We start from the raw sequence: 15,415 nt of genomic DNA, 5'->3' as shown, positions 1-15,415 counted from the left end.
GGGCGGGCAAGGAGGGGAGGGGGTAAGGTGCCGGCGGCCGCGCGTCGGGGCGATGCGACCGGCCGACACGGGGCCTGTCGCGCCCCGGCGCGTCACGTTTCGTGCCACCCGATGCGCGAGCGTGAACCCGCGCGCGATCCCGCAGTTCCGGGATCACGTCGCGGGGTGCAGGGTGCGGGCCTGGCGCCGCCGCGAGCGCCGGCCGGGCTCGGGCGTCGCGTCGAACCAGATCACCAGGGCGAGCGCCGCCAGCGCCGGCGCGCCGAGCGCCAGGAACGCGCCGGTCCAGCCGAGCAGGCCGAAGGCGAGGCCGCCGTACCAGGCCGAGAGCGCGCCGCCGATGCCCTGCACCGCGTTGACGGTGCCGAGCGCCGTCTGCGTCCGGCCCGAGCCCCAGGTCAGGTCGGCGACCACCACCGGCACCGCCACGCCGACGATGCCGGAGGCGACGCCGTCGAGGATCTCGGCCGCGATCAGCCAGGTCGGGTCGTCGACGAAGGCCGAGAGCGCGGCGCGCACCGGCAGCACCGCGAAGGCCGCCAGCAGCAGCTTGCGCCGGCCGCGCCGGTCGGCGAGCGAGCCGGAAAACAGCGCCACCGGCACCATCGTGAGCTGGGCCACCATCACGTAGATCGCGGTCCAGTGCGTCGCGCTGACGGCGGTGGCGACGAGCTTCTGGCCGAGCAGCGAGAGCATGCCGCCGCTGCCGAGGTTGAACAGCGTCAGCGCGCAGGCGAGCACCAGCAGCCGGCGGTCGCCGAGCACGGCGCGGATGCCGGCCCGCTGCGGCGCCTCCTCCGCTCCGTCTTCCCCACCGGGCTCCGTCCAGCCGACCGCGCGGCGCTGGCTCCAGGCCGAGGCCGGGGTGGTCAGCGCGGCGGCGATCGCCAGCACCGCCATCAGGCCGAGCACCCAGAAGGCGATCGCCGACCCGAACCGGGCGGTGCCCAGCGTGATGGCGCCGGCGGCGATCAGGATGCCGACGTGGTTGAAGGCCTGGTTGCGCCCCTGCTGGCCCGGGAACCGGTCCTTGCCGACGATCCCGAGGGTCAGCGCGGTCACCGCCGGCAGCAGCAGCGTGCCGCCGGCCGCCGCCAGCAGTTGCGCCGTGAACACGAAGGCGAAGGCGCGGGCCGGCAGCAGCAGCAGCGTGCCGGCGAGGATCGCGGTGCAGGCCGCGGCGATCAGCAGCCGCGGCCGCCCGACCCGGTCGACCAGCGCGCCGAACGGGCCGGAGAGCAGCAGCGTGCCGAACCCGACCAGGGTGGTGACGAGGCCGACGCGGGCCGGGCTCCACGATCCGGCCTCGGCCAGCCACGTGCCGAGGAACGGTCCCAAGCCGCCCTGGATGTCGCCGATGAAGACGTTGATCAGGGCGAGGTGGGTGGTCGGGGCCATGCCGTCCTTGGGTGCACGCGGGAGCGGCGCAGGGCGTGGCCCGGTCCGGTCCCGCGGTCAAGGTACGATCGGATCGGGCGGAGTCGCGGTGCTCAGGCGGCGCAAGCGGTCCGCTCGGGGCGGAAAGCGGCGCGCGGGAAGACGCTGCGGCCTCGGAGGGCGCCGGGCGCCCCGTCGTCAGCGGAGAACGTTCGGGGGCACCGGCGGGCTCCCGCTGAGCAGGGTGATCGTCACCCGCCGGTTCGGCGCGATGTAGGGATTGTCGGGGAAGACCGGCTCGGTGTCGGCGCGTCCCACCACGGACGCGAAGTTGTCGTTGGGCACCCCGGCACCGGCCAGGACCTCGCGCACGGCGAGCGCCCGCCCGGCGGTGAGGGTCCAGGGCTCGCCGGCCCGCGTCGAGCCCGGGCGCGCGGCGGCCGTGTGGCCGGTGATGGACAGGCGGTTGGGCAGCTTGCGCAGGGCGGGCGCGAGCGCCTCCAGCACGCGGCGGGTGCGCTCGTAGGGCTCGACGGAGCCCTCGCGGAACATCGAGCGGCCGTCGTCGTCCACGAGGGAGACGTTCACGCCCTCCTTGGTCGTCTCGAACACGATGTTGCGCGACAATTCGGCGATCTCGGGCAGCTTCTGGAGCGCCTGCCGGAGGCTGGCGATGGCGCTGTAGTTGGCCGGAACGCTGGCGGACCGCCGGCTCGCCTCGAGGTCGCTGGCGCTGCCCGGGCTGCTCGCGCGCACCGCATCCTCCTGCTGGGCGGAGCCCGTCGCCGCCTCGCGGGGCTTGGACGGCTTGTTGCCCGAGGTGTCGAGGGAGGTGCCGTACAGCAAGCCGCCGGCGCCGCTGGTCGCAGGGCTCGAAGCCGCCGGCGCGAAGTATTCCGCCAGGCCGATCTTCTGCTCCTGCGTCGTCATGCTGATCAGCCACATCAGCAGGAAGAACGCCATCATGGCGGTGACGAAGTCCGCATAGGCGATCTTCCAGGCCCCGCCGTGGTGGGCATGCGCGGCCTTCTTGACCTTCTTGATGATGATCGGCTGGAGGGCCATGGCCGTCGAGTTCCTGCGCGAGGTGGGGTCGGAACTAGGCGGGCAGGGCGGCGGTCGCCGCTTCCACTTCGTTGAAGGTCGGGCGGACGTCGCTCATCAGGGCCTTGCGGGCGAACTCGACCGCCATCACCGGCGGCTGGCCGGCGATGTGGGCGAGGAGGCCCGCCTTGAGCGAGACGTAGTACTTGGATTCGGCCTCGAAGAGGCTCTTGAGCGACTGCGCCATCGGCCCGAAGAAGCCGTAGGCGACGAACACGCCGAAGAAGGTGCCGACGAGCGCGCCGCCGATCAGATGCCCCAGCACCTCCGGCGGCTCCTTGATCGCCCCCATGGTCTTGATCACGCCGAGCACGGCGGCGACGATACCGAGCGCCGGCGTTCCGTCGGCGAGCGACTGCATCGCCGAGATGATCCGCTCCTGCTCCTGGTGGTGCGTCTCCAGCTCCTCGTCCATCAGGGCGTCGATCTCGTGGACGTTGTTGGCGCCCAGCGTCACCATGCGCATGTAGTCGCAGACGAACTCGACCGCGTGGTGGTTCGCCGCGAAGGTCGGGAAGCTGTTGAACAGCGCCGACTCGCTCGGCTCCTCGATGTGCGGCTCGAGCGCCATCAGGCCCTTCTGCTTCGCGAGCCGATAGAGCGAATACTGCATGCCCAGCAGCTCGACATAGGCTTGCTGATTGTATTTCGGTCCCTTCACGAGCGTGGCCAGCATGGCGGGCACGGCCTTGAGCACCGGCCCGGTGTTGCCGATGATGAAGGCGCCGATCGCCGCGCCGAGGATGATGACGAACTCGAACGGCTGCCACAGCACTTCCAGGTGGCCGCCCATCGCCGCGTAGCTGCCGAAGACGCAGGCGAAGACGACCAGTGTGCCGATGATCAGCCGCATGATTTGCCACCCTTGCGCGGCGGCAGGGACAGCCCGAGCGACGCCACTAGCGATCCGACAAATTGCCGATCTCGGTTAACGGCGGGTTTAGGCCGTGGCTCGGATGCCGTCCGGCTCCCTCGGCGCGCGGTCCGGGCGCCCGGCGACGGCGCCCGGACCGCGCGCCGAGACCCGCCCTCAGATCGTGACCATGCCGCCCGTCACCGCGATCATCGCGCCGTTGATGTAGCTCGCCGCGTCGGAGGCCAGCATCACGTAGGGGGGCGCGAGCTCGGCCGGCTGGCCGGGGCGCCCGGCCGGCGTCATCGAGCCGAAGCTCTCGACCTGGCTGGTGTACATCGTCGACGGGATCAGCGGCGTCCAGATCGGGCCCGGCAGCACCGCGTTGGCGCGGATGCCGCGCTTGCCCAGGATCTTGGCGAGGTTCGCCACCATGTTGCACAGCGCCGCCTTCGTCGAGGAATAGGCGAGCTGCTGCTCGACCGGGTTCTTGGCGTTGACCGAGGAGGTGGCGATGATCGAGGCGCCGGGCTTCAGGTGCGGCGAGGCGGCCTTGAGGATGTAGAACATCGCGTGGACGTTGACCGCGTATTGCCGGTCCCAGTCGGCGATCGCGATGCCCTCGAGGTCGTCGGCCAGCACCTGCACGGCGGCGTTGTTGACGAACACGTCGAGCCGGCCGAACTCCGCGATCGTCGTCTCGACCAGCGCGGCGCAATGGCCGGCCTCCGAGACGTCGCCCGGCAAGAGCAGCGCGCGTCGGCCGGCCTTCTCGATCCAGGCGGCGGTGTCCTTGGCGTCGTCGTGCTCGTCGAGATAGGCGAGCGCCACGTCGGCGCCCTCGCGGGCATAGGCGATCGCCACCGCCCGGCCGATGCCGGAATCGCCCCCGGTGATCAGCGCGACCTTGCCGGTGAGCTGGCCGGAGCCGACGTAGCTGTGCTCGCCGTGATCGGGCGGCGGCTGCATCTCGGACGAGCGGCCGGGATAGGGGATCGGCTGGGCCGCGAAGGGCGGCTCGGGGCGCGGGGAGGCGGTGTCGGACATGACGTTCCCATCGGTGAGGCCGCGGCATGCGGCGCCTCCTCGGGAACACGCCGGGAGGCGGACCGGCTCAAAGCGGCCTGCCGCGCCGGATCGTCACGCCGGCGGGCCGTACTGCATCAGCCCGTCGCCGAACGACCAGTTCTCGCGCGCGACCTCCACCAGGTTCACGAGCACGTTGCCCGGCTTCACGCCCGGATCCCGCCCGAGGTTGCGGGCGATCGCCGCGTAGAGCGCCCGCTTCTGCGCGGTGTCGCGGGTGTCGTTGGCGGTGATCTGGATCATCACGAGGTCGTCGTCCCGCGCGATGCCGAGATAGCCGGGATCGTAGGCGAAGGCGGAGGAGCCGTGCTCGTGGATCACCGTGAACAGGTCGTTCTCGGGCACCGCGAAGGCCTCGCGCATCGCCGCGTAGAGGCCGGCGACGAGAGCGGCGTGGTAGGCCGGGCTCTTGCCGGCGCGCAGGGAGATGCGGGTCAGGGGCATGGCGGGGGTCCTCGGGTCCGGTCGAGGGACACCCTTGCCGTCTGCGATGATAACGGCAAGATATCGGGCGCTATATCTGCCATAACGGATCGATGTGATGCTGACCCGCCCGCTCGACATCGAAAGCGTCCAGGCCTTCGTGCTCACCGTCGACCTGGCGAGCTTCACCCGCGCCGCCGCGGCGCTGGAGACCTCGCAGGCCGGGATCAGCCTGCGGCTGAAGCGGCTCGAGGACCGGCTCGGCTGCCGCCTCGTCGACCGCACCCCGCGCAGCGTCCGGGCCTCGGCGCGGGGCGAGCGCTTCCTGCCCGCCGCCCGCGACCTGCTGGCGGCCCATGCGCGGGCGATGGCCGACCTCGCCGCCGCGCCGCCCGCCCGGCTCGTCCTCGGGATCAGCGACCACGTCGCCGGCCCGGACCTGCCGGCGCTGCTGCACCGGCTCGGGCTCGCCGGGTCCGGCCTCGTCGTCGAGGTGCGGATCGCCCCGTCGCGCGACATGATGCGCCTGTTCGATGCGGGCGAGGTCGACGCGGCGATCGTCCGGAGCGAGGACCCGGCCGAGGCGGGCGGCACGGTGCTGGCCGAGGAGCGGCTGGCGTGGTTCGCCGCCCCCGGCTTCCGGTTCGAGCCCGGCGCGCCCCTGCCGATGGCGACGCTCGCCGGCCCCTGCAACGTCCGGGCGGCGGCGTTGCGCGCGCTCGACGCGGCCGGCCTGCCCTGGAGCGAGATCTTCGTCGGCGGCGGCGTGCTCGCCGTCGGCGCCGCGGTGACGGCCGGGCTCGCGGTGGCGGCGCTCGCCCCCAGCGTCGCGCCCGCCGGCGCGCGGGACGTCGGCGCCGCGTTCGGGCTGCCGGCCCTGCCGCTCACCCGGATCGTGCTGCACGCGCAGGCGCCGGACCCGCGCGCCGCCGCGGCGCTGCGCACGCTGGCGGCCGCCTATCGCGGCGTGGCGCGGTGAGGGTCTCCACGGCACCGAGGGCGGCGCTGCCCCGGGATCGGGGAGAGGCTTGAACCGTAGGATTCGTTCCTATACTTTGGGCGTCGGTACCGAGCGCTTGCGTTCCCGGTCTTGAGAGGCCGCCGAACGGATCTAGGTTCGGTCCATGTCGGGGGTGTCATGAGACTTTTCGTGACCCGCTCGGCATGGAAGCAGGCCTGCAAGGGCAAGATCGCCGCGGGCACGCTCGCCAAGGCCGCCGAGAAGGCCAATCTCGGGCTGGTGGACGCCGAGATCGGCGCTCACCTGTACAAGCAGCACGTCGGCCGAAAGGGCGATTTCCGTGCCGTCCTTTTCCTGGTCACGGACCGGCGATGCGTCGTCCTGCACATCTTTCCCAAGAACGTCCAACCCAACATCAAGGGTGCCGAACTGACGACCCTTCGCGCGTTCGCGAAGATCCTCGCAGATGTCGGCGACGCCGGATTCGAGACGCTTGCCGAAACCCAGGGGTGGAAGGACCTCTCCGATGAGAAGCCCGAAACGGACCTATAGGAGCGATCTGCTTCGATCGATCCACGAGGCCACGAGCGACCTTCACGCCATCGGGGCGATCGACAAGGCGACGCTGCGCCGGTTCGATGTTTCGTGCCTCACGCCCATCGAGCCGCTGCCGCCCGAGAGCATCCGGCGGATCCGCGAACAGGCCAACATGAGCCAGGCGATCTTCGCCAAGGCTCTCAACGTGACGACCTCGCTGGTGAGCAAGTGGGAGCGGGGAGACGCCAAGCCTGGCGGTCCCTCGCTCAAGCTGCTCTCGCTGGTGAGCCACAAGGGCATCGAAGCGATCCTGTAACGCGCCCCGGGCGTGCCGGCCGGGCTGTCCGCGCCGGCGGATCGCTTTCAGCGAGCCGCCCGGATGCGGTGTTTCCCGTGAAAACGAAACAGCCCGGCCGCGCGGGCGGCCGGGCTGTCGTCGAGACGCGGGAGGCCGCGGAACTCAGGAGGCGAGGGGGCCGGTCGCCTCGCCGGCGCCCTGGGCTTCCATCGCCTTCTGGCGGTAGAGGCCGACGAAGTCGATCGGGTCGATGTAGAGCGGCGGGAAGCCGCCGTTGCGCACGGCCTCGGCCACGATCTGGCGGGCGAACGGGAACAGCAGGCGCGGGCACTCGATCATCACCGCTGGGTGGACCTGGTCCTGCGGGATGTTGCGCATGCGGAACACGCCGGCATACTTCAGGTCGAAGGCGAACAGCACGTCGCCGTTGATCTTGGCGTCGCCCTCCAGCGTCAGCTCGACCTCGAAGTCGGCCTCGGCGAGCTGCTGCGCGTTGACGTTGACCTGGATGTTGATCTGCGGGCCCTGGCCCTCCTGGGGCTGGAGCGAGCGCGGCGCGTTCGGGTTCTCGAAGGACAGGTCCTTGGTGTACTGCGCGAGCGCGTTGATCGCGGGGGCCTCGTCGGCCTGCCCGTTGCCGTTCGGTGCGGGGGAATCGGCCATGGCGGGTCATCCTTCTCGAAAGATCGAACACCGGCCGCGGGCCGATGGCTACGGGTGACCGCCATGCCTGTGCGGTCGTGGGCAGAGGCGAGGCCGCTAACATGCCCGTTCGATGCGGACAAGCGAGGCGCCGGACGGCGCGCGGACCCCGCGCCGCCGCCCGGCCGACCGGGTGCCGGCGTCGGGCCGCGGCCGGTCCCGGCGGCGCGTGTCGCGACGACGCGGCCGGGGCGATCCTCCGCGATGTCGCCTGGAACCGGCCGGTGCATTGCCCCATATGCCCATTGCCCCCTATGCAAAGGGGGACGCGGCGCGTTTCCTCGAGAGCCCGGCCGCGTCCGCTCGAGGATGCGTGCGGCGTGACATGACCATCGTGCGACCCCTCTCGGATTTCCCGGAGCCGCGCGCACGGGCCAAGGCTGCGGCCGGGACCCGCGCTCCACGGCGGCCACCATCGGATCGGTGATGCAGGACAGCTTCGACGTGACGACGATCATCTTCCTGGCGCTCGCCGTCTTCGTGATCTGGCGGCTGCGCTCGGTCCTCGGGCAGAAGACCGGCGCCGAGCGCGCCCCGTTCAAGCCGGTCGACCGCAGCCGCACCGAGCCCCAGCCCGGCCGCGGCGACGGCGACAACGTCGTGCGCCTGCCCGGCGCCGACCGGGTCCAGCCCGAGCGCGCCGCCGAGGCCCAAGCGCGCGACTGGCGCGGCATCGCCGAGCCCGGCTCGGCCGTCGCCCGCGGCCTCGAGGCGATCGTCCAGGCCGAGCCCGGCTTCGAGCCGCGCGCCTTCATCGAGGGCGCCAAGGGCGCCTACGAGGCGATCATGATCGCCTTCGCCAAGGGCGACCGGAAGACCCTGAAATCCCTGCTCTCCCGCGAGGTCGGCGACGCGTTCGAGCGCGCCATCGCCGAGCGCGAGAAGAACCGCCAGACGGTGGAGACCACCTTCGTCTCGATCGACAAGGCCGAGATCGTCGCCGTCGACGTGCGGAACCGCGTCGCGCAGGTCACGGTGCGGTTCCTCTCCAACCTCATCACCGCCACCCGCAACGCCGACGGCGTCGTGGTGGACGGCAGCGCCGAGGCCGTGGTCGAGGTGCCCGACGTCTGGACCTTCGCCCGCACCCTGGGCACCCGCGACCCGAACTGGCAGCTGGTCGCGACCGAAGCCGGGGCCTGAGGGCGCCCGCGCAGCCATCGTCCCGAGAGCCATGCCGCCCCGACACCCGCCCCGTCCGACCGCAGCGTTCCGCGCTGCGGTCGCTCTCGTTTCGGGGGCCGCCGCGGCGAGCGCCGCCGAGCCGCTGCGCGTCGGCAACGCCGTGCTGGAGCCGGTCGCGATCGCGGCCCTGCCCGGCTGGCAGGCGGACGAGACGGCGGCGGCCTTCGAGGCTTTCCGCCGGACCTGCGCCGCGCCCGGCCCCGATCCGGCGCAGGCCGCCGGCGTCGCCGGGTCGCCGGCCGACCTCGCCGCCGCCTGCACCGCCGCCGCCGCGCTCGATCGCACCGGGGCCGGCTGGCCCGAGCGGGCGCGGCGGTTCTTCCAGGAGCGGTTCTCGGCCTACCGCGTCGTGCGCCCGGCCGACGGCACCGAGCCCGAGCGGAAGACCGGGTTCCTCACCGGCTACTTCGAGCCGCAGCTCGAGGGATCGCTGGCGCCCGGCCCCGGCTTCGCCGCCGCCGTGCTCGCCCGGCCCGACGACCTCGTGACGCTCGCCCCCGGCGAGACCCGCCCCGGCCTCGATCCGGCGTTGCGCGCCGGGCGCGCGGCGGCGGCCGGGTTCGAGGCCTATCCCGACCGGGCCGCGATCGAGGACGGGGCGATCGCCGGGCGCACCCGCCCGCTGCTGTGGCTGCGCGACGCCGTCGACCTGTTCGTGCTGCAGGTGCAGGGCTCCGGCCGCGTCCGCCTGCCCGACGGGTCGGCGATCCGCGTGCTCTACGACGGCAAGAACGGCCGGCCCTACACCTCGATCGGCAAGCTGCTGGTGGCGGAGGGGCACCTCGCCCTGAACGACCTCAGCCTCGCCCGCTGGACCGCCTGGCTGCGCGCGCACCCGGACCACGCACGCCGGCTGATGCGGATGAACGCGTCCTACATCTTCTTCCGCACCGAGCCGGTCACCGATCCCGCCCTGGGCCCGCCGGGCGCGGCCGGCGCGCCCCTCAGCCCCGGCCGCAGCCTGGCGGTGGACGGCACCCTCTGGCGCTACGGCCTGCCGTTCTGGCTGGAGGGCAGGCTGCCCGGCCAGCCCGGCAGCGGGCACCTCGTGGTCGCGGCCGATACCGGCTCGGCCATCCTCGGCCCGGCCCGCGGCGACCTCTACGTCGGCACCGGCGCGGCGGCCGGCGTCGCGGCCGGAGACCTGCACACCAAGCCCGGCTTCGTCGTGCTCCTGCCGAAGCCGGCCGCGCCATGAGGGGGTTCTGGTCTCCGACGCCATGGCTCCAATGCCATCGCTTTCCGCGACTCGCTGGAACCGGAACGGACGAACGAATGTCCGCATGTCGGAGTGTGGAAGCCGGAAGGATCCTGGGCGTCACGGCGCGGCTCCCTCTCCCATGGGAGAAGAGACCCGCGCTTCACCTCACGCGATCCGAGCGTCCGGCATGAGGCCGCCGCGCCGGCCGCGGGCGCTGTCCCGCGAGGATGCCCATCTCTGGGGCGAGATCGCCAAGCTGATCACGCCGCTGCGCGCCCGCGCGCCGCTGCGGAAGGCCAAGCCGGCTGCCGACGCCCCAGAGCCCGCGGCGCCGGCCGCGGCGAAGCCGACGCCGAAACCTGCGCCGGCCAAAAGCCCCGCCGAGAAGGCGGTGCCGCTCCCCGAGCCCGTGCCGGCGATGCCGAGCGTCGTGCCCGGCCCGGTCGCCGTCGTCGCGCCGGCGAAGAAGCCCAGGCGCGTGGTCCGGCTCGGCGCGGGGACACCGGCCCCGCCGCCGACGCCGGTGCGGCCGGCCTTCGTCCCGGGCCCCGCCCCGCCCGGGCTGGAGCGGCGCGAGCGCCAGCGGCTCAGCCGCGGCGTGCTGGCGATCGAGGGCCGGATCGACCTGCACGGGCTCTATCAGGCCGAGGCGCACGCGGCCTTGGTCGGCTTCCTGATGCGGGCGCGCGCCGCCGGGCATGCGCGGGTGCTGGTCGTGACCGGCAAGGGCGGCGAGGACGCCTATGCCGAGCGCGGCGTGCTGCGCCGCTCGGTGCCGCACTGGCTGCGCGGCGCGGAGCTGCGCCCGATCGTGCTCGGCTTCGAGGAGGCCGCCCGCCACCACGGCGGCGCCGGCGCGCTCTACGTCCGCCTGCGGCGGCGCTGAAGGCGCGGGTTAACCCGAGCGGGCTAATCGGGTAGGCGACGCGCGGAAGCGTTCGGGACCGGACATCATGCACGACGTCGTACGCGAGATCGTTCTCGACACCGAGACCACCGGCATCGACCCCAAGACCGGCGACCGGCTGATCGAGGTCGGCGCGGTCGAGCTCCTGAACCACATCCCCACGGGCCGGACGTTCCACAAGTACTGCAACCCGCAGCGGGCGGTCTCGGAGGGCGCCTTCAAGGTGCACGGGCTGTCCGACACGTTCCTGTCCGACAAGCCGCTGTTCTCGGAGATCGCCGGCGCGCTGATCGAGTTCTGCGGCGACGCCCGGCTGGTGATCCACAACGCGCCGTTCGACGTCGGCTTCCTCAACATGGAATACGCCCGGCTCGGGGCCAACGCGCCGCCGCCGATCGTCCTCGAGAGCGTGGTCGACACCCTGCCGATGGCCCGGCGCAAGCACCCCGGCGCGCCCGCCAACCTCGACGCCCTGTGCAGCCGCTACGGCATCGACACCAGCCGCCGCACCAAGCACGGGGCCCTGCTCGACGCGCAGATCCTGGCCGAGGTCTACATCGAGCTGCTCGGCGGCAAGCAGACCGGGTTCGATCTCGGCGCGACCACGGTCGCCGACGCGGTGGTCGACCGCAGCGCCGAGAGCGTCGTGCGCACGGTCCGCACCGCCCGCGCCCGCCTGACCGACGCCGAGCGCGAGCGCCACGCCGCATTCCGCGCCGGCCTCGGCGCCAGCGCGATCTGGGCCGAGTACATCGGCGAGGGCACCGCCGTCTGACGGCAGAGCCGCCCTCACGGGTTGGTGCATCGCACGAAGCCCATATTGCAATGCAATATGGCGCCCCCATATGCCATCCACACGGATGGTGACGGGATGGTCGCGATGATGGATGTGATGGCACGGCCGAAGCCCGCGCGGGCGGCGGCGCGGCAGCCCGAGAGCGAGAAGATCACGATCAACCTCGGGCATGTCGACCTCGGGCACGTCGACCTGCTCGTGGCCGAAGGGGTGTTCTCGAACCGCAGCGACTTCATCCGCACCGCGATCCGCAACCAGATCGAGCGGCATGCCGACGTGACGCGCCAGTCGATGGCGCGGCGCAGCGTCGAGCTCGGCCTGCGCCACATCGACCGCGCCAGCCTCGAGGCGGCCCGGGCCGAGGGGCGGATGCTGGACATCCGCGTGCTCGGCCTCGCCACCATCGCCGACGACGTGACCCCCGACCTCGCCCGTGCGGCGATCGCCTCCCTCGACGTGCTCGGCAGCCTCCAGGCCAGCCCCGCCGTCCGCGCCGCGCTGGCCGACCGGCTGCGCTGAGGCGCTGCCGCGCCTCTGCTCCGAGCCTCCGCTCCGAGCCTCCTGCCCCATTCCGATCCGCCCACGGCGATCCCCAGGACTTCCCATGACCGACCATTCCGACTCGATGCGCGACCGCTTCGCCGACATGATGGAGGCGACCCGGCTGACCGGTGCCGGCCGCCTCGCGGAGGCGACCGACCTGATCCAGCGCAGCCTCGGCGGTCACGCGACGCCGCGGGACACGCCGCAGGACACGCCGAAGGCGATCGAGCCGCCGACCCTCGACCTGACCGCCGAGCGCATCGACGACGCCCCGCGATCGGCGCCCCGGGCCGAGGCGAAGGTCGAGGCCGCGCCCAAGCCCGCGGCCGCGCCCAGGCCCGAGGCCGCGCCCAAGCCCGCGGCCGCGCCCAGGCCCGAGGCCGCGCCGAGGAGCGCTTCGCCCCGAGCCGAAACCGCGTCGGCCGGCCCGATCCCGGAGAAGCTGCGTGCGGCGGTCGACGGCGTCGTGCGCGGGCTGGCGCCGGTGCTGAAGGGCCTGAGCGCCAAAGGCCTCAATACCAAGGGCCTCAACACGAAAGAGCTGGCGCCCGGCTTCGGCTTCGCCAAGCCGCCGATGCCGGGCCGCTCGGCCGAGCCCGCCGAGGGCGAGGGATCGCTCGTCACCAAAAGCTTCGCCGGGCCGGCGGGTGCGCGCGAGTATCGCCTGTTCGTCCCGAGCCGGCCGCAGAATCCGGCCGCGCTCGTGGTGATGCTGCACGGCTGCAACCAGACCGCGGACGACTTCGCCGTCGGCACCGGCATGAACCGGCTGGCGGAGCGCGACGGCGTGCTCGTCGCCTACCCGGTCCAGACCGGCCGCGCCAACGCGCAACGCTGCTGGAACTGGTTCGAGCCGCGCGACCAGGGCCGCGAGACCGGCGAGGCCGCGATCATCGCCGGGCTCACCCGCGCGGTGATGGCCGAGCACGCGATCGACCCGGACCGCGTCTTCATCGCCGGGCTCTCGGCCGGCGGGGCGGCGGCGGCCAACATCGCCCGCGCCTTTCCCGATCTCTACGCGGCGGTGGGCGTGCATTCCGGCCTCGCCGCGTCGTGCGCCCGCGACGTCGGCTCGGCGATGATGGCGATGCAGATGGGCGCGGCCGGCCCCGGCGGCACCCGCGTGCCGACGATCGTCTTCCACGGCGAGGACGACACCACGGTGAGCATCCGCAACGCCGACCAGGTGCTGGCACAGGCGGGCGCCGCGGCGCTGACGCCCTCGCGCGAGCAATTCGACGGCGACGGCCATCCCTACACCCGCACCCGCTACGCCGACGCGGCGGGCCGGGTGATGCTGGAGGATTGGCGGGTGCGCGGCGCCGGCCACGCCTGGTCCGGCGGCGACCGGGCCGGCAGCTTCACCGATCCGCACGGGCCCGACGCCTCGCGCGCGATGCTCGACTTCTTCGCCGCGCATCCCAAGGGGGTCTAGAGCATTTTCTTTACGCGAGCCGGGATCCACCTCTCTGGAAAATGCTCGAGCGGCCGGGCGCCGTCCCGGCGACGGCGTGGCCCGGTTGCAACGCCGAACCTGCGATCGTGCGGTGCCCGCGATCGGAGGCGGCGGATCGGCCGCGATCCGTGCATGGTCCGTTTGCCGGCGAACCGCGTCGGCGGAGGAGGCTTGCGTGCCGGTGTCGGGTTGGAAGGTGGCGCTCGTGGGCGCAGCGGTGGCGTGCGCCGCGCACGGAGCCGCCCGGGCGGGCTCGGCCGCGCAGCCGGGCCAGACCGTCGGCCTGCCGGCCGGGTTTCCGCTGGCGGAGGGGCTGTACCTCATCGACACGTCGAGCTTCGGCGTGCGCGACACGCGACCCCGCGACTCGGAACTCAACGTCAACCTGCCGTCCATCATCTGGGCGACGCCGTGGCGGGTGCTGGATGCCCGGCTCCAGTTCACGGTGCTGCAGCCGGTGACCGCGACGGCGCCGAACGGCGCGCGCTACCAGAGCGGGTTCGGCCAGACCCTGCTCGCGGCCCAGCTCGCCTGGGATCTCGGCCAGCATGTCGGCGTCAGCTACCTGCTCGGCGCCTACCTGCCGAGCGAGACCAAGGTGGTGATCCGGAACCCGGTGCTGCACCAGCGCTTCGCCGCGACCTACAACGGCGACGGCTGGAACCTGACGGCGCATTTCCTCTACGGGATCTTCTTCGACACCACCTCGCCCACCGGCACGTACTACCCGGACTTCCTCAACCTCGACCTGACCGCGACGAAGAAGTTCGGCAAGCTCGAGGTCGGTGCCGTCGCCTTCGGCTCCACCGACCTGCCGACCGGCCGGGCGAACTACCAGCGTCAGGGCCAGTTCGCCGTCGGCGCCCTCGTCGGCTACAACTTCGGGCCGGTGAACCTGCAGGCCTACGTCACCCGGGACGTCGCCGAGCGCAATTACGGCGGCTTCGACACCCGCGGCTGGCTGCGGGCGATCGTGCCGCTGGGCAAGCTCGACGATCAGCCGGGCGAAAAGACGGACGGGCCGCAGCCCGAGCCGCTGCTCGCCAAGCACTGACGCCGGCGCGGCGGGGGGCTCACACCGCGACGTTGTCGATCAGACGGGTCTTGCCGAGATAGGCGGCGGCGAGCACGCGAGCCGGGCCGTCGACGCGGGCGAGCGGGGCCAGCGTCGCCGCATCGCAGACGGCGAGGTACTGCACGGCGAATCCCGCGGCCTCCAGCGCGGCGATCCCGCGCGCGATGGCGGGTGCCGTCTCGCCGCCGTCCCGCGCCTGCGCCGCGATGTCGGACAGGACCGCGTGGAGCTTCGGCGCGGTCGCCCGCTCGGCCGGCGCGAGGTAGCGGTTGCGCGAGGACAGGGCGAGGCCGTCGGCCTCGCGGATCGTCGGCATGCCGTGGATCGCGACGTCGAGGTCGAGGTCGGCGACCGCGCGCCGGATCACCTGCAGCTGCTGGAAATCCTTCTCGCCGAACAGGGCGGCATCCGGCCGGACCTGGTTGAGCAGCTTCGTCACCACGGTGGCCACGCCCGAGAAGTGGCCGGGGCGGAAGGCGCCGCACAGCCCCTCGGTGAGGCCGCCCACCTCGATGCGGCTCGAAAACCCCGGCGGGTACATGGCGGCCGCCTCCGGCATCCAGGCCGCGTCCGTCCCGGCCTGCGCCAGCAGGGCGAGGTCGCTCGCGGCGTCGCGCGGATAGCGGGCGAAATCCTCGCTCGGGCCGAACTGGGTCGGGTTGACGAAGACGCTCGCCACCACGCGCTCGCCCAGGGTCCGCGCATGCGCGATCAGCGCGAGGTGGCCGCGATGCAGCGCGCCCATGGTCGGCACCAGCACGACGCGGTCGCCGGCCGCGCGCCACGCGGCGACCGTCTCGCGCAAGCGGGCGAGATCGGTGATGGCCTGCGTCTCGGGGGTGGGATGGGCTGGCATGGCGGGCTCCGGCGGAACAGGCGTGCGATCGGCGCGATCCGCCCGCGGGCAGATC

Annotated in this window: 17 protein-coding genes; 10 read left to right on the top strand and 7 right to left on the bottom strand. The window is 73.0% G+C overall.

The genetic code is table 11. The annotated features are described in order from the left end of the window. Positions 1 to 153: 153 nt before the first annotated feature. The 5 genes from MKK70_RS12285 to MKK70_RS12265 all read right to left on the bottom strand — a co-directional run bounded on the left by MKK70_RS12285 (position 154) and on the right by MKK70_RS12265 (position 4,864). Positions 154 to 1,398, bottom strand: a complete 1,245-nt coding sequence (locus tag MKK70_RS12285; RefSeq protein WP_147860298.1) for an MFS transporter — start codon at positions 1,396 to 1,398, stop codon at positions 154 to 156. A gap of 177 nt (positions 1,399 to 1,575) precedes the next feature. Next, complete coding sequence (locus MKK70_RS12280; RefSeq protein ID WP_243948004.1) at positions 1,576 to 2,442, bottom strand: flagellar motor protein MotB; 867 nt, start codon at positions 2,440 to 2,442, stop codon at positions 1,576 to 1,578. Positions 2,443 to 2,476: 34 nt separating this feature from the next. Beyond that, positions 2,477 to 3,334: a flagellar motor stator protein MotA gene (gene motA, locus MKK70_RS12275; protein ID WP_147727230.1), complete on the bottom strand. Its 858-nt coding sequence runs from the start codon at positions 3,332 to 3,334 to the stop codon at positions 2,477 to 2,479. 177 nt (positions 3,335 to 3,511) lie between these two features. After that, positions 3,512 to 4,381 (bottom strand): SDR family oxidoreductase, encoded by an 870-nt coding sequence (locus tag MKK70_RS12270; RefSeq protein WP_243948002.1) that lies wholly within the window; start codon positions 4,379 to 4,381, stop codon positions 3,512 to 3,514. Positions 4,382 to 4,474: 93 nt separating this feature from the next. Beyond that, positions 4,475 to 4,864 carry a tautomerase family protein gene (locus MKK70_RS12265; protein ID WP_147727228.1) on the bottom strand — a complete coding sequence of 130 codons (390 nt, stop codon included), beginning with the start codon at positions 4,862 to 4,864 and terminating at the stop codon, positions 4,475 to 4,477. Positions 4,865 to 4,961: 97 nt separating this feature from the next. Between MKK70_RS12265 and MKK70_RS12260 the strand changes: the two genes are divergently transcribed. From MKK70_RS12260 to MKK70_RS12250, 3 genes are all read left to right on the top strand, one after another. Beyond that, positions 4,962 to 5,822 carry a LysR family transcriptional regulator gene (locus MKK70_RS12260; protein WP_243947995.1) on the top strand — a complete coding sequence of 287 codons (861 nt, stop codon included), beginning with the start codon at positions 4,962 to 4,964 and terminating at the stop codon, positions 5,820 to 5,822. Between the two features lie 171 nt (positions 5,823 to 5,993). Further along, positions 5,994 to 6,356: a type II toxin-antitoxin system RelE/ParE family toxin gene (locus tag MKK70_RS12255; RefSeq protein WP_187275658.1), complete on the top strand. Its 363-nt coding sequence runs from the start codon at positions 5,994 to 5,996 to the stop codon at positions 6,354 to 6,356. Then, positions 6,331 to 6,657 (top strand): helix-turn-helix domain-containing protein, encoded by a 327-nt coding sequence (locus MKK70_RS12250; protein WP_147844690.1) that lies wholly within the window; start codon positions 6,331 to 6,333, stop codon positions 6,655 to 6,657. The genes MKK70_RS12255 and MKK70_RS12250 overlap by 26 nt, the downstream gene beginning before the upstream one ends. Positions 6,658 to 6,801: 144 nt before the next feature. On the opposite strand, the gene secB is transcribed toward MKK70_RS12250, so the two are convergent. After that, entirely contained in the window at positions 6,802 to 7,302 is a 501-nt protein-coding gene (secB, locus tag MKK70_RS12245; RefSeq protein WP_147729755.1) for a protein-export chaperone SecB, read from the bottom strand. 465 nt (positions 7,303 to 7,767) lie between these two features. Between secB and MKK70_RS12240 the strand changes: the two genes are divergently transcribed. The 7 genes from MKK70_RS12240 (at position 7,768) to MKK70_RS12210 (ending at position 14,483) form a co-directional block, all read left to right on the top strand. Then, positions 7,768 to 8,484 (top strand): Tim44/TimA family putative adaptor protein, encoded by a 717-nt coding sequence (locus MKK70_RS12240; protein ID WP_147860295.1) that lies wholly within the window; start codon positions 7,768 to 7,770, stop codon positions 8,482 to 8,484. Positions 8,485 to 8,515: 31 nt separating this feature from the next. After that, complete coding sequence (locus tag MKK70_RS12235; RefSeq protein WP_243947993.1) at positions 8,516 to 9,724, top strand: murein transglycosylase A; 1,209 nt, start codon at positions 8,516 to 8,518, stop codon at positions 9,722 to 9,724. Between the two features lie 190 nt (positions 9,725 to 9,914). After that, the gene (locus MKK70_RS12230) at positions 9,915 to 10,613 is read left to right on the top strand and encodes a Smr/MutS family protein (RefSeq protein ID WP_243947992.1); all 699 of its coding nucleotides are present in this window, start codon (positions 9,915 to 9,917) and stop codon (positions 10,611 to 10,613) included. Between the two features lie 67 nt (positions 10,614 to 10,680). After that, positions 10,681 to 11,409, top strand: a complete 729-nt coding sequence (gene dnaQ / locus MKK70_RS12225) for a DNA polymerase III subunit epsilon (RefSeq protein WP_243947989.1) — start codon at positions 10,681 to 10,683, stop codon at positions 11,407 to 11,409. A 105-nt stretch (positions 11,410 to 11,514) separates the two neighbouring features. Further along, positions 11,515 to 11,949, top strand: coding sequence for a CopG family transcriptional regulator (locus tag MKK70_RS12220; RefSeq protein WP_243948033.1), 435 nt, complete (start codon positions 11,515 to 11,517; stop codon positions 11,947 to 11,949). A gap of 85 nt (positions 11,950 to 12,034) precedes the next feature. Continuing rightward, positions 12,035 to 13,408 (top strand): alpha/beta hydrolase family esterase, encoded by a 1,374-nt coding sequence (locus MKK70_RS12215; protein ID WP_243947987.1) that lies wholly within the window; start codon positions 12,035 to 12,037, stop codon positions 13,406 to 13,408. A gap of 202 nt (positions 13,409 to 13,610) precedes the next feature. Then, positions 13,611 to 14,483, top strand: coding sequence for a transporter (locus MKK70_RS12210; protein WP_243947986.1), 873 nt, complete (start codon positions 13,611 to 13,613; stop codon positions 14,481 to 14,483). A gap of 19 nt (positions 14,484 to 14,502) precedes the next feature. Here the strand turns inward: MKK70_RS12210 and panC are convergent, their stop codons facing one another. Continuing rightward, a complete protein-coding gene (gene panC / locus MKK70_RS12205; RefSeq protein ID WP_243947984.1) occupies positions 14,503 to 15,360 on the bottom strand; it encodes a pantoate--beta-alanine ligase in 858 nt (285 codons plus the stop codon). Positions 15,361 to 15,415: the final 55 nt, after the last annotated feature.

The sequence above is a fragment of the Methylobacterium sp. E-041 genome (assembly GCF_022829665.1).
In the GTDB taxonomy this organism is placed as follows: Bacteria; Pseudomonadota; Alphaproteobacteria; order Rhizobiales; family Beijerinckiaceae; genus Methylobacterium.
The sequence above is the reverse complement of the archived record's forward strand: the minus strand, read 5'-3'. Positions and strand labels throughout refer to the sequence as shown.

What these genes read in the sequence shown, in the direction of transcription:
- MKK70_RS12280 (WP_243948004.1), bottom strand. Translation starts at nt 2,442, where the DNA reads ATGGCCCTCCAGCCGATCATCATCAAGAAGGTCAAGAAGGCCGCGCAT.
- MKK70_RS12220 (WP_243948033.1), top strand. Translation starts at nt 11,515, where the DNA reads ATGATGGATGTGATGGCACGGCCGAAGCCCGCGCGGGCGGCGGCGCGG.
- panC (WP_243947984.1), bottom strand. Translation starts at nt 15,360, where the DNA reads ATGCCAGCCCATCCCACCCCCGAGACGCAGGCCATCACCGATCTCGCC.
- dnaQ (WP_243947989.1), top strand. Translation starts at nt 10,681, where the DNA reads ATGCACGACGTCGTACGCGAGATCGTTCTCGACACCGAGACCACCGGC.
- MKK70_RS12270 (WP_243948002.1), bottom strand. Translation starts at nt 4,381, where the DNA reads ATGTCCGACACCGCCTCCCCGCGCCCCGAGCCGCCCTTCGCGGCCCAG.
- MKK70_RS12235 (WP_243947993.1), top strand. Translation starts at nt 8,516, where the DNA reads ATGCCGCCCCGACACCCGCCCCGTCCGACCGCAGCGTTCCGCGCTGCG.
- MKK70_RS12215 (WP_243947987.1), top strand. Translation starts at nt 12,035, where the DNA reads ATGACCGACCATTCCGACTCGATGCGCGACCGCTTCGCCGACATGATG.
- MKK70_RS12260 (WP_243947995.1), top strand. Translation starts at nt 4,962, where the DNA reads ATGCTGACCCGCCCGCTCGACATCGAAAGCGTCCAGGCCTTCGTGCTC.
- MKK70_RS12230 (WP_243947992.1), top strand. Translation starts at nt 9,915, where the DNA reads ATGAGGCCGCCGCGCCGGCCGCGGGCGCTGTCCCGCGAGGATGCCCAT.
- MKK70_RS12265 (WP_147727228.1), bottom strand. Translation starts at nt 4,864, where the DNA reads ATGCCCCTGACCCGCATCTCCCTGCGCGCCGGCAAGAGCCCGGCCTAC.
- MKK70_RS12285 (WP_147860298.1), bottom strand. Translation starts at nt 1,398, where the DNA reads ATGGCCCCGACCACCCACCTCGCCCTGATCAACGTCTTCATCGGCGAC.
- secB (WP_147729755.1), bottom strand. Translation starts at nt 7,302, where the DNA reads ATGGCCGATTCCCCCGCACCGAACGGCAACGGGCAGGCCGACGAGGCC.
- motA (WP_147727230.1), bottom strand. Translation starts at nt 3,334, where the DNA reads ATGCGGCTGATCATCGGCACACTGGTCGTCTTCGCCTGCGTCTTCGGC.
- MKK70_RS12240 (WP_147860295.1), top strand. Translation starts at nt 7,768, where the DNA reads ATGCAGGACAGCTTCGACGTGACGACGATCATCTTCCTGGCGCTCGCC.
- MKK70_RS12250 (WP_147844690.1), top strand. Translation starts at nt 6,331, where the DNA reads ATGAGAAGCCCGAAACGGACCTATAGGAGCGATCTGCTTCGATCGATC.